The 12,550-nt window shown below is 37.9% G+C and carries 14 protein-coding genes and 1 pseudogene; 12 read left to right on the top strand and 3 right to left on the bottom strand.

Annotated elements, in window-relative coordinates; all coding sequences use genetic code 11:
- Positions 1 to 7 precede the first annotated feature (7 nt).
- The 8 genes and pseudogenes from P3G65_RS06415 to P3G65_RS06380 all read left to right on the top strand — a co-directional run bounded on the left by P3G65_RS06415 (position 8) and on the right by P3G65_RS06380 (position 4,675).
- Entirely contained in the window at positions 8 to 343 is a 336-nt protein-coding gene (locus P3G65_RS06415) for a hypothetical protein (RefSeq protein WP_019292328.1), read from the top strand.
- An 18-nt stretch (positions 344 to 361) separates the two neighbouring features.
- A pseudogene (locus P3G65_RS06410) lies at positions 362 to 1,451 on the top strand (DUF871 domain-containing protein).
- Positions 1,452 to 1,460: 9 nt separating this feature from the next.
- Positions 1,461 to 2,354 carry a BadF/BadG/BcrA/BcrD ATPase family protein gene (locus tag P3G65_RS06405; RefSeq protein ID WP_029346179.1) on the top strand — a complete coding sequence of 298 codons (894 nt, stop codon included), beginning with the start codon at positions 1,461 to 1,463 and terminating at the stop codon, positions 2,352 to 2,354.
- Between the two features lie 143 nt (positions 2,355 to 2,497).
- A complete protein-coding gene (locus tag P3G65_RS06400) occupies positions 2,498 to 2,746 on the top strand; it encodes a VOC family protein (protein WP_230318194.1) in 249 nt (82 codons plus the stop codon).
- Positions 2,671 to 3,345, top strand: a complete 675-nt coding sequence (locus P3G65_RS06395; RefSeq protein WP_019292326.1) for a VOC family protein — start codon at positions 2,671 to 2,673, stop codon at positions 3,343 to 3,345. Before P3G65_RS06400 ends, P3G65_RS06395 begins: the two co-directional genes overlap by 76 nt.
- On the top strand, positions 3,335 to 3,532 hold the full coding sequence (locus tag P3G65_RS06390) for a hypothetical protein (RefSeq protein ID WP_019292325.1): 198 nt from the start codon (positions 3,335 to 3,337) through the stop codon (positions 3,530 to 3,532). Before P3G65_RS06395 ends, P3G65_RS06390 begins: the two co-directional genes overlap by 11 nt.
- Positions 3,533 to 3,576: 44 nt before the next feature.
- Positions 3,577 to 4,152, top strand: a complete 576-nt coding sequence (locus P3G65_RS06385) for a TMEM175 family protein (RefSeq protein ID WP_019292324.1) — start codon at positions 3,577 to 3,579, stop codon at positions 4,150 to 4,152.
- A 103-nt stretch (positions 4,153 to 4,255) separates the two neighbouring features.
- A complete protein-coding gene (locus P3G65_RS06380; RefSeq protein ID WP_019292323.1) occupies positions 4,256 to 4,675 on the top strand; it encodes an N-acetyltransferase in 420 nt (139 codons plus the stop codon).
- Positions 4,676 to 4,710: 35 nt separating this feature from the next.
- Here P3G65_RS06380 and P3G65_RS06375 read toward each other — a convergent pair whose 3' ends face one another.
- Positions 4,711 to 6,186 (bottom strand): amidase family protein, encoded by a 1,476-nt coding sequence (locus P3G65_RS06375; protein WP_034999392.1) that lies wholly within the window; start codon positions 6,184 to 6,186, stop codon positions 4,711 to 4,713.
- Positions 6,173 to 7,021 carry a transporter substrate-binding domain-containing protein gene (locus tag P3G65_RS06370; protein WP_019292322.1) on the bottom strand — a complete coding sequence of 283 codons (849 nt, stop codon included), beginning with the start codon at positions 7,019 to 7,021 and terminating at the stop codon, positions 6,173 to 6,175. Before P3G65_RS06370 ends, P3G65_RS06375 begins: the two co-directional genes overlap by 14 nt.
- A gap of 140 nt (positions 7,022 to 7,161) precedes the next feature.
- On the opposite strand from P3G65_RS06370, the gene P3G65_RS06365 reads away from it, so the two are divergent.
- The 3 genes from P3G65_RS06365 to P3G65_RS06355 all read left to right on the top strand — a co-directional run bounded on the left by P3G65_RS06365 (position 7,162) and on the right by P3G65_RS06355 (position 11,338).
- Positions 7,162 to 7,608, top strand: coding sequence for an SACOL1771 family peroxiredoxin (locus P3G65_RS06365; RefSeq protein WP_019292321.1), 447 nt, complete (start codon positions 7,162 to 7,164; stop codon positions 7,606 to 7,608).
- A gap of 109 nt (positions 7,609 to 7,717) precedes the next feature.
- Entirely contained in the window at positions 7,718 to 9,979 is a 2,262-nt protein-coding gene (gene gshAB / locus P3G65_RS06360; protein ID WP_019292320.1) for a bifunctional glutamate--cysteine ligase GshA/glutathione synthetase GshB, read from the top strand.
- Between the two features lie 201 nt (positions 9,980 to 10,180).
- Positions 10,181 to 11,338 carry an MFS transporter gene (locus P3G65_RS06355; protein ID WP_029346176.1) on the top strand — a complete coding sequence of 386 codons (1,158 nt, stop codon included), beginning with the start codon at positions 10,181 to 10,183 and terminating at the stop codon, positions 11,336 to 11,338.
- Between the two features lie 56 nt (positions 11,339 to 11,394).
- Here the strand turns inward: P3G65_RS06355 and P3G65_RS06350 are convergent, their stop codons facing one another.
- Complete coding sequence (locus P3G65_RS06350; protein ID WP_014024733.1) at positions 11,395 to 11,925, bottom strand: HdeD family acid-resistance protein; 531 nt, start codon at positions 11,923 to 11,925, stop codon at positions 11,395 to 11,397.
- Between the two features lie 145 nt (positions 11,926 to 12,070).
- Between P3G65_RS06350 and P3G65_RS06345 the strand changes: the two genes are divergently transcribed.
- A complete protein-coding gene (locus P3G65_RS06345; protein ID WP_019292319.1) occupies positions 12,071 to 12,511 on the top strand; it encodes an Rrf2 family transcriptional regulator in 441 nt (146 codons plus the stop codon).
- Positions 12,512 to 12,550: the final 39 nt, after the last annotated feature.

Genomic DNA, 12,550 nt, shown 5'->3' with positions numbered 1-12,550 from the left:
TAGACTTATGTTATATTCGATTCTCTTTTTTATCGCTACAGTAATTGTTATCCTTCGCGCGCGCCATTTCTCTATCAAAGCAGAAAACTTTAAAAATAAATATTTGCGAAGCCGTTGGTTTTGGGGGATTATGAGCATGCTTGCTCTGGCAATTGGTATTTTACTGCTCCCAAGTTTCCTTGTGCTACTAAAAACCCCTCTTATCATTTTTGCGGTATTCGCAGCAATGGTTTTCTTTGAAATGACACGACATGCGATTGAACGGGCTATGACCATCTATAATAAGAAAAATATAAATACATATGACAGCAAAGATATTCACGAAGTGAACAGTTTGAATTAATTTTAAAAGGAAGAACATATGAAACGATTAGGAATCTCGATTTATCCAGAACATAGTACACTTGAACAAGATAAGGGTTATATTGACCTTGCCCATAAATATGGCTTTAGCCGTATCTTTACCTGTTTATTGTCCGTCAATGGCGAAAAGGAAGAAATTTTACAGAATTTTAAGGAAACGATAAGCTATGCCAGAAGCAAAAATTTTGAAGTGACGGTTGATATTGCACCACGTATTTTTGATGAGTTGGGGATCTCATATGATGATTTATCATTTTTTGCGGAGATGGGTGCGCATGGGATACGTCTAGATGTAGGTTTTACAGGTAAAGAAGAAGCCTTGATGACTTACAATCCCTATGGGCTCAAAATCGAGATCAATATGTCCAATGCGACAAAGTATATGGAAAATATTTTAAGTCATGTACCCAATCGCGACCTTTTAGTCGGCTGTCATAATTTTTATCCCAAGCGTTTCTCAGGGCTTTCTTATGATTTCTTTGTCAAATGCTCAAAAATGTATAAGGAAAACTACATTCAGACGGCAGCTTTTGTTAATTCTCACGATGCAACTTATGGTCCCTGGCCAGTGATGGAAGGTTTGGCAACTCTGGAGATGCACGGTGATTTGCCCATCGAAGTTCAAGCCCAGCATTTATCAGCTACAGGGTTTGATTGACGATATTATTATTGGCAATGCTTATGCTTCAGAAGCGGAGATACAAAAGCTTGCTGCTCTCAACCGTCAGATGATGACTTTTGGTATTGAGCTTGACGAAGCAATTACAGAGTTAGAGCGTGTGATTGTAGAAGAAGAGCCGCATTTTTACCGTGGTGATATTTCTGAGTATATGATTCGCTCCACGCAATCACGGGTAAAATACAAGTCTGAAGCCTTCCCTAAAGGAAATACACGTGATATTAGACGGGGTGACATTATCATTGAGAACGAAACATATGGTCAATATAAAGGAGAGCTGAACATAGCACTTAAGGACATGAAAAATTCAGGTAAAACAAATGTAGTTGCCCGAATCCGGGAAGAAGAAATCTTTCTTTTGAATTATTTACAAGCTTGGGAAAACTTTCAATTTCAAGTTAAAGGATAATTGAAAGATATGAAGATTATTATTGGCGTGGATGCTGGTGGAACAAAAACAGAAGCTGTAGCTTACGATAGAGATGGAAATTCTATAGCGCAGGCATATTCTTCCTTTGGAAATGTATTGATTGATTTTGCAGCAGCTTGTCAGCATATTCAGCAAGCCATCAAAAGGTGCTTGAATGTATTACCTGATGCGGAGTTAGTTGCCCTTTCTTTAGGTGTGGCTGGAGTTGGTTCAGGAAAATATAACGCAGAGCTTCAGCAAGCTTTATCATCCTTTGGAGTTCCTATCCGGATAGAGACTGATGCACGTATCGCACATGCGGCCTATTTCCCTAAGGGTGATGGTATTTTGACAATCGCAGGGACAGGTGCTGTCAGTTTTGGTCACAGAGGAGAAAAGCAAGTAATGACTGGTGGTTGGGGGCATCTGATCGGAGCCGATCGTGGCTCTGGATATTGGATTGCTCTTCAGGCTATTGAAAAGATGGCAAACGACGAAGACCAAGGGAAACCTTTATCCCAACTTTCAAATGCGATTCTCCATTATCTTAACCTTCCTGATTCATTCGCAATAAAACGATTTGTCTACGGCGCACCTAAGAAAGAACTTGCAGCACTGACACCTATTATTGTTGCCGAAGCAAATAAGGACAGCTTTACAGCTCAAAATATTCTGAGAGAAGCAGGACAGTTTTTGGCACAGATAACAATTGATAACTATAACAAATTAGATCGGCCCCAAGACATAGGCATTGCCTTAAAGGGCTCTGTCCTTTTGAAAATACCTCAAGTGCAGACAACATTTATACAAGAAGTAAAGAAATTTGTGCCAACAGCCTCTATCATAACAGAAGAAGTATCCTCAACCAAAGGTGCCTTTTACTTGGCTTTGGCTGAATTATAAAAGAATATTTCGCAATATTCTTTGTGATTTAAAAAAACACTTGAGCAATATTCTCAAGTGTTTTTATTATACGTTCTTCTCAACATTTATTCTTGACATATCAAAAAGATAGGTTTACAATTGTAAACATAGGAGGCGGGCATATGGAACTACATCATATATCTCTACTTACAGCTGACTTTGAGCAGAATTTTGATTTTTATGTTAATATTTTAGGCTTGCGTTTGGTGAAAAACTCTATTAATCAAGGTAATATCTATATGCGACATGTGTATTACGGTGATTTTATGGGGACTCCTGGAACTGTAGTGACTATTTGTCCGGTATCCAATTCAAAATTCCTAAGGATTCTACTGAATACTGGGCGAAACGTTTTAAGAAGTTCGGCTTAGAATATCAACACACAGACAATACTTTACAGGTTCTTGATTTTGACAAGATTTTACTTGAGTTTATCGAAGTAGAAGAGCAAAATCAAGATGCCCACATCAATGTGCTGTCAGATGTACCTGCAGCTTTCCAAATCACAGGGCTCTGGGGGAGTCGTCTTTACAGCTCAAATCTTGAGCAGACAAGGCTCTTTCTCCAAGAGATACTTGGGAGTGAGGGAGGTATTACGCTTCTTCCCGCAACATCTAAAGAAGGCAAACGAGTCTGGGGGAGAGGGTCAATTGACCATATCGCTTTTGCAGTTCCTAACAGTAAAGCGCTCGATAATATATGGGAAAAAGCGCTAAGCTTAGGTTATGAGAGAGAATTATATGCGGATCGTGGTTATTTTCGATCGGTATATCTTAAAGAGCCAGGCGGTGTAAGGATTGAGTTTGCGACCCTAACTCCAGGCTTTACTCTGGATGAATCAATTCAAGATTTGGGAAGCGATTTAGCTTTACCGCCACGTTATGAAGCAAAACGTCAAGAACTCTTGCGCTATTATAAAAAGCAAGGTGTTCATTTTAAAAAAAAGAAAGAAGAAAATCATGAAAATTAAAGTACAACATCTTAACGGCCGTCAAGAAAGTAAAGAATTCGCTAACGTAGAAGAATTTGTTCTCCTCCAAAATCGTGAAATTCCTGCTTTAGAAGATTCAGCGAAAGTATTAGAACTCGAAATTGATGGTCAAAACCGCGAATTTGAAGGAAATATTGCTGCGCTTTATTTTGAATTGAGCAAATAATAAATTCCCGCCTGCTTGGCGATAATAATATATGGAGAAACAAAATGACAAGTGGACGTTTATCTGCATTTACAGATGGAATTGTCGCCATCTTAATTACTGTTATGGTTTTAAACCTGCGCATTCCTAAAGGTCCAAATTGGACAGACTTATTTGATATGGGATTTATTTTCTTAACCTATCTTGCAAGTTTTTACTTGTTGGCCATCTATTGGAATAACCATCATCACCTTTTCCATCTGGCTGAACGTGTTTCAGGAAGAATTCTGTGGTGGAATGTCGTGCTCTTATTTTTTATGAGTTTCATTCCCTTTACCACAAACTGGCTGTCTGAATTTTCAGGTTCAAAAACGCCTGAGATTGTTTATGCTGTAAATAACTTATTTATTGATATTATTTTCAATATCTTAAGCTACGAAATTTTTAAATCGAGAAATTATAAACTAAAGGACATGCATTGGGTTTGGAAAGGCGGTTTCTCCATCCTCATTTTAATGGTCGGAATTTTACTGACCGTTTTACTGCCTGTAGCTCAGATTTCATTAGTGGCAACAATCTTGAGTATGATTCCGTGGGTAATTCCAGATAAGCAGATTGAAAATTATGTCAATAAAACTTAAACAATCTATTGTCAAAAAAAGTGGCTCAACACAGTGTTTGGTCACTTTTATTTTGTTGAAAGAAACATAAATTGTGTTAAGATGAAGTGAGAGGAGAAGAAGCATGATCAGAAAAATGAAGGCTGAAGACCTGCAAAAAGTTGTAGAGCTTTGGCTGAGAGTTAATATTGCTAATCATCGGTTCATCAAGCGTGAATACTGGTTGAAACAAGCTGCAGCTGTTGAAGAAGCTATGAAAGATGCTGAAATATATGTTTACGAAGAAAACCAAAAAATCATTGCTTTTGTCGGTTTGATTGACCAATATATTGCAGGCATTTTTGTGAGTAATAGCAAGCAGTCTAAAGGTATTGGCAAATCACTTTTACAGCATATTAAAGCTTCAAGTCAAACGCTCTCTTTAAAAGTTTACCAGAAAAATGAAGGTGCTCTTCGTTTCTACCAAAGGGAAGGCTTTAAAATAGTGGCTGAAGGCTTAGATGAAGATAATAATGAAAAAGAGTTTTTGATGACTTGGAACTAAAAAGAACCATATTTTGGTTCTTTTTTGATTTTTACTCAATTGTTATAAAACTCAGGTAAGATGAACTGGTCATTATTTTCAAATTGTAAAGCGAGACTTAGCATCAATACTTCCGAGTTTTTCTGGCCCCAAAGTTGAACACCTTGTGGTAAATGTGTTTCTTCCTTCAAGTAAATTGGAAGTGACAAGGCAGGTTGTCCTGTGAGATTACTGATAAAGTTGTAAGGCGTGAAAGCTAAGGAGTTTTCGAATGCTTGTTCTATGGTTGAGATTTGTTCAGAAAAGTCGTATAACTCCATGTGTTTCATTTTTTCCGTAATGTTAGGATGGATGAGTTCTTCGTCCACTTTGGGGGCTGTTTTGGCTGTTGTCGGCGTTAAGAAGAGGTCAAAATTTTTGAAAATTTCTTCATCCAATGTGGCACATGCGCTATCCCACTTATTTAAAGCTTGAACATAAGAAGCAGCATCCGCATTACGACCAGCTTCTAACAAGGCATAAGTTAGTGGCTCTACATCACTGTTAATTATCTTGCGGTCATTAGCAATTTCCCAAGGTTTAAGCATAGCATATGTTTCAGCAGCATTCATTTGATAATATGTTTGAATCAAAGGGCGAGCATCGAAAGGAAAAGAAACCTCAGTTAGTTGATGACCTTGAGCATTTAGAAAGTCGACGGCTTTTTGAAGGGCGGCCTTAGAAGTCTCCGAAAGCATTATTCCCGATACCGGTGATTCAAAGGAATAAGCAATGTTTAAAGCTTTGTTTGGTTCTGTGAGATGATGCAGTGCCTTCTTATCTAATAACTCTGTTTGATAAGGATCAGCTTCTTGTTTAAGTTGCATTTCGGCCACAAAACTTGCTGTATCACGTACAGAAATAGTTAAAGCTCCAGTAGTTGCTGCACCTTGCCAACCTCGGTAGTTTCCTGGGCCCTGTGGCATAAGACCTCGTGTCATTTTCAAACCAATAAGACCTGAAAAAGAAGCAGGAATACGTATGGAGCCACCACCATCAGAGGCGCCAGCCATAGGGAAAATCCCAGAAGCTACAGCGGAAGCAGCTCCACCTGAAGAGCCACCAGAGTAATAAGCTGTATTCCAAACATTACGTGTGTCGCCATAAAGAGCTGAGTCTGTAATATTTTTAAAACCAAATTCAGGAGAATTTGTTTGTCCGAAAGGCGTTAAGCCAGCTTTAAGAGCAGCTTTGACAAAGTTATCGTCTGAATGGGCCATATTGTCTTCAAAAAGTTTTGAACTCGAAGTTGACGGAAGTCCTGCATGATCTTGCCCCAGCATCTTTAGTGGAAAGGGAAGACCTGCGAAATAACCGTTTTCTGTTTTTGATAAATCAGCTTGAGCCTGATGCAAGTCATAGGCAACGACGGCATTGTATTGCGGATTGATTTTTTCCAGTTTTTTTTGAGTGTTTTGGAGTAATTCAGTAGCACTGATTTGACCAGCACGGATTTTTTCTGCCCAATATGTAGCGTCTTTAATCTTTCTCATCTTTCATATCTTCCTCTCTAGGAGTAAAATCGCCACCGAGGTATTTTTCAGAAAGTTTTTTCATCGTTCCATTTTCTTGAAGTTTTACCAAGGCTTTATCGACTTTCTGTTGTAGGTCTTTGTCTTCTTTTTCCTTACCAAAAATGAAATAGCTAAATCCTGTATGTTTATCTGTCTCGCCTAAATCAATTGGTTCGACTTTTAAATTATAAGCATGTTGCTGGATGATTTGTGTGAGGGAAATTTGATCGTAAATCACAAAGTCACTTTTTCCTGAGTCAACATCAGCAACATAAGAAGCTAATGGATAGCTGGCGTCCATATATTTTAAATTCATTGCTTTGTCAGGATTTTCCTTGTTCCAGTTTTCCAGCATTGTTGCGACTTGAACACCAGATAAGACTTCGGTGGTTTTACCGGCTAAGTCATTCAAAGATTTGACTTGTAAATCAGGTTTAACTGCTACCGATGTTGCTGACTTAGATAGAGGTAGTGAGTAATTGTATTTTTCTGCACGTTCAGGTGTCCAAGAAAGAGCATTTGCAGCCATTTGAAAACGTCCATTATCAATTCCAGAAAGCACGGAATTAAAATCAATGACTTGGAATTTTAATTTGTATTCAGGAAGTTCTTTGAAAACAGCGCGTGCAAGTTCGACATCATAACCTGTTAACTTATTATCCTCCATATAAGTATTAGGTTTTGAGTTGGCATTTGTGGCCACGATAATTTCCTTTGGCTCAGGCTTAACGCTTTCTTTTTTGCTGCAAGCGGTCAAAACCCCAAAAGAAGTGAGAGAAAATAAGGCTAGACCTAAAACTAATTTTTTATTCATTTATATATATTGGGTTTTTGCAAACCCTTCCTTTCTGTATATTTTTATTTTAGCAAATTTTAAAAATTCAGAAGCTTTTTATGTTTGGAAATTTTTGGTATGATCAAAAAGAACAAAAGAATAGGATAGAGGAGATAAAAATGGCAAAACATATCTTTACATCGCAAATTAATTGGCCCGGTGGACGTAATGCTATCGGAAAGCTAGAGACAGGCGCTTTGCAAGAGAAAATTTCGATTCCATCTGTGATGGATGGTCCAGGTGTGGGGACGAATCCAGACGAAATGCTCTTGGGAGCTGCAAGTACTTGTTATACGATTACACTGGCAGCTTTACTTGAACGCAATGAGATTACAGTACTTGATTTTAAGGTTGAATCTGAAGCAACAGTTAGTGTTGAAAAAGGAGTTTTTGCTTATGAAAAAATTGTCCATGACCTTTATTTGAAAATTGATGAAAAAGCAGATTACGACAAGACTTATCGCCTTGCTCAATATGCCGAAACTTCTTGCATGATTTCGAGAGCCGTGCAAGGTAATGTTGCAATCGAAGCTAACATCCATCTAGAAAAGGAAAAAGCAAGTTAAGCAGATATTCCATTTTTATTTTGGTGGAGGGTAAGTACTAACATGATATAATAGCAGTAAAAGTTTCAAAAAATTCAATTCGAGAAAAAATAGAAATCTGGAAATAAAAATGACGATTGCTTATCCTAAAATACTCTCAAGCTCACAAGTAAAACCTTATCTTTTTCAAGCGCGGTTTGGCTTAGAAAGAGAAGGTCACCGCGTGGATTCATCGGGAAACTTAAGCCACTTAAACCATCCGGCAGCACTTGGTTCTCGGAGCTTTCATCCTTATCTTCAAACTGACTTTTCAGAAACACAAATGGAAGCCATTACTCCAGTTTTTGAAGAGCCAAAGCAAGCTCTACAATTTATGGAGGCTCTTCATGACGTGATGATTCGCTCTCTTGAACAAGATGAGCTCCTCTGGGCCCAATCCATGCCTCCCGCTTTGCCGGAAAATGAATCAAATATCCGTCTTGCCAATCTAGAAAAAAAAGAAGATGTCCTTTACCGTGAAGGTTTAGCAGAAAAATATGGCAAAAGAAAGCAAATGGTTTCTGGTATTCACTACAACTTTGAGTTCGGTGAGGATTTGCTAGAAGCCATGTGGAAGCATCAACGAGCGACTGATTTTAAAGCCTTCAAATCTGAAATTTATATGAAGCTCTCACGACAATATTTGCGCTATATGTGGATTATTACATATTGTTTAGGGGCTTCGCCACGTGCCAATGCTGGATTTTTTACTGATAGAAATGAAAAATTACAGGAACCTGTACGTTCTATTAGAAATTCTAAATTTGGCTATCGGAACACGCCAGATATTTTCGTAAGCTATCAGAGTCTTGAACAGTATTATGATGACTTGCAAACTTACGTTAAAAAGGGTGCACTCTCTGAGATGAAGGAGTTTTATTCTGCTGTTCGTTTACGTGGTGGAAAGCGGGCGGAAGAGTTGCTGGACGTGGGCGTTCAGTATGTCGAGTTTCGCAATTTTGACTTGAATCCTTTTGTGCGTGTCGGGTTGGATGAAGATACTGCTCGATTTATTCACCTTTTTAGCCTTTATCTGATATATAAAGAGGAAGAAGAGACGCCAGATGCTGCTCAAAGATTAGGTTATACAATAAATGATGTTGTAGCTTTAGAAAATCCTTTAGAAAAAACAGCTTATTATAATGAAGGCAAGCTCTTTTTCGATCAGATGCGCTGGTTTGCCCAGAACTTAGAGTTTGCCCAAGATGATTTGGCGCTTATTGATAAGTTTGCTCAAATGCTGGAAAAACCAGAAACCACAATTGCTGGACAGATGGAGCTGGCTTATCGTCAAGACAAAGCTTTTGCTTTGGACTTGTCTCGCAAATACCATCAGCAATCCTATAAACGTCCTTTTCAATTGGCAGGCTTTACTCATCTCGAACTTTCGACGCAAAATTTGCTTTTTGATGCTATTCAAAAAGGCTTAAAAGTTGAAATTTTAGATGCACAAGACCAGATGATTGCTTTAAGTTATAAATCTCATACAGAAATTATCGAAAAAGGGAATATGACTTCGAAAGATTCCATGGTCGCTTATGCCATTATGGAAAATAAAGTGGTCACGAAAAAGCTGCTCGGTCGGGCACATTTAAAAACCCCGCAAGGGCAAGAATTTAGCAATTTAGCAACTGCACAGGCTGCCTTTCCACTTTTTGAATCGGCCGCAATTGTTGTCAAGCCTAAATCAACGAATTATGGCATAGGAATTTCTATCTTTAAAAAACCAGCGACACAAGAACAGTTTTATAAAGCTCTAGAAATTGCGTTCCGAGAAGATAAAGAAGTTCTTGTTGAACGATTTGTTTCTGGTACCGAATACCGTTTCTTTGTGCTGGATGGCAAGACAAGGGCAGTCCTTCGCCGGGATGCCGCACATGTTATTGGTGATGGAGTATCCACGATCAGCCAACTGGTCGCACAGAAAAATGAGAATCCTCTACGTGGCCATGATCATCGTTTTCCCTTAGAAAAAATCCAGATTACTGCCACCGAAAAACTTATGCTGGACGTCCAAGGTTATACGGAACAGAGTATCCCTGAAAAAGATGTAAAGGTAAACCTCCGAGAAAATTCTAATGTATCGACAGGTGGAGACTCTATCGATGTCACTGATGAGATGCCTGAAATCTATAAGAACATTGCTGAAAAAGCTGCTGATGCTCTGCAAGTCAAGATCACTGGAGTGGATATACTGATCGAAGATCTCAATAATAGCTTGGGTGAAAAGTACAGCATTATTGAAGCTAACTTTAATCCTGCTATGCTTTTCCATCTCTATCCGTTGAAAGGGAAAGGTCGTCGGGTAACTATGGACGTTTTGCAATTCCTCTTTCCGGAAATTTTTGCCTAATAAATAAAATTCCTCTACCTATGAGGGATTTTATTTATTGTACGGTATTTATGAACATTTGATATGAAAAAATTGATAATAAATTTATACTTTTTTATTTTTGTGCAGAATATGATAGAATAGACTTAACAAATAGAATAGGATAAAAAGGCGGTTTCAAATTTTTGAATCTGTCTTTTTATCGGGTATTGGGGTATAGTTATGAAAAACAAACAATGGATGATTAACCTAGCAATTTCAAACTTATTGCTTGTGTTCTTAGGTGTAGGTCTCGTTATTCCTGTTTTGCCACAACTGAAAGAGCAAATGCATTTTTCAGGAACAACAATGGGAATGATGATTTCGATTTTTGCTATTGCCCAATTGATTGCTTCTCCGATCGCTGGGCATTTATCGGATAAGGTTGGACGAAAAAAGCTCATTGCTTTGGGTATGATTATTTTCTCCTTTTCTGAACTTTTATTTGGTTTAGCACAAGTTAAAGCTCTTTTTTACGTGTCTCGCGCTTTGGGAGGCATTGCAGCAGCTTTATTGATGCCTTCTGTTACAGCATATGTAGCAGATTTGACAACATTAGGCGAACGTGCCAAAGCCATGGGTAAAGTTTCAGCAGCAATCAGTGGAGGTTTTATCATTGGTCCTGGTGTCGGAGGATTTTTAGCGACTTTTGGTATAAGGGTTCCTTTTTTTGTGGCTGCACTATTAGCCTTTATCGGATTTATTTTGAGTATGACTGTGTTAAAAGAGCCAGAAAAAACAATGGATATTAATCCTGACACACCAAAAGCATCTTTCTTGGATATCCTCAAAAATCCAATGTTCACATCGCTTTTTGTCGTTATTTTAATTTCTTCGTTTGGTCTGCAAGCCTTCGAATCAATTTATAGCATCATGGCGACAATCAATTTTGGCTTTACTACAAGTGAAATTGCTTTAGTAATTACAGTAAGTGGTATTATCGCCCTTTTCTTCCAACTCTTCCTATTCGACTGGATTGTTGGAAAGATTGGTGAAATGCATTTGATTCATTTGACCTTCTTTGCAAGTGCGCTCTTTATTGCTATTATTGCTTTCACAGGTAATCGCATCACTGTTGCTATTTCTACATTTGTTGTCTTCCTCGCTTTTGACTTATTTAGACCGGCAGTAACAACTTACTTGTCAAAACACGCAGGAGACCAACAAGGAGCAATCAATGGATTGAATTCAACCTTTACAAGTTTTGGCAATATTTTAGGTCCATTGGCTGCAGGAGTAATGTTTGATATCAATCATTTCTTCCCTTACTATATCTCGGCGATTATCTTGTTTGGTACCGGTGTATTGTCAATGCTTATGAACCGTAAATCGAAAAAATGAAAAATTAAAAAAGAGTTCTTTAAGAAGAACCCTTTTTTATTTGGCATTCGCAAAGATTACCAAGTAAAGTAACGAATCAATTTGAAAATACCTAAGATAAGAACAACAACACCAAGAAGTGTCCAAAGTGCCATTGCACCCCATAAAGGTGTGAGCAAGAGCATGAAGCCCGCAACGACACTGAGAAGTCCTGAAAGAATTGTCCAAGGTTTAGATGGAGAATATGGAACAAACCCAAAGGAAACAAAGCCTTCAGTAATCCATGTGAAACCAACTAAAATACCAATGATGATAAACAAGGTAGCTGTTGCAGCTGCCAAGTTAATTAAAGAGAAAATCCCCGCAACCAAGTAAACCGTACCTAAAAGAAGATGTCCAAAGCGTGACCACGGATTTTCATTCATCAAGGCAAAGATAGAAACAAGATAAGAAACTCCAATTAAAATGAAGGAAATCCCAATCAAAACAGTTCCAACTTGTGCTGTACGTCCTGGCCAAAATAAAATGAGTAATCCAATAAGTGTGGAAATAAGACCATTAATTCCGACGTTGTTACGTAATTTTTTCGAAAAGTTTTCAGAAAACATATTTATACCCCTTTCTTTTCTGATAATTTAATTATAACTTATTTTGGAGAGAAGTGCCCATAATATATTTGCCTAGTTATTATAATTGACATTCTGAAAAAGGACATTTATACTTAAGGTAAAATGAGAGTCGAAGGAGAAAAAAATGCAAATATCAAGTCGCTTTACGATTGCACTTCATATTTTTGCCTGTATCCATACCTTTGAGGGAGAACATAAGATTACTAGTGATTTTTTAGCTACAAGTATTAATGTAAATCCCGTGATTATTCGAAGAGTATTACAGCAACTGAAAGCTAACGAATTAGTGCATGTTGTGCGCGGGAGCGGTGGAGCTGCAATCGCTAAACCAATTGAAGACATTAGTTTATTCGATATTTATAGTGCGGTTGAAGTCATTAATAAAAATGGCTTATTCCATTTTCACGAACATCCCAGCCCTGACTGTTCTGTCGGGAAAAATATCCATCAAGTACTGTATGATAAACTTGATTTAATTCAAAAAGCGATGGAAGACCAAATGAAGGCGATGAGTTTACAAGAAGTAATTACGGATATTGATCATTATGTGGCGATAAATCCTTAAGAAACCAAATCGTTGACATTTAATAAAAGCTTATGTAGA

The sequence above is a fragment of the Lactococcus sp. bn62 genome (assembly GCF_029492705.2).
Classification (GTDB): domain Bacteria; phylum Bacillota; class Bacilli; order Lactobacillales; family Streptococcaceae; genus Lactococcus; species Lactococcus petauri.
This window is presented reverse-complemented; position numbering and strand designations above follow the sequence as displayed.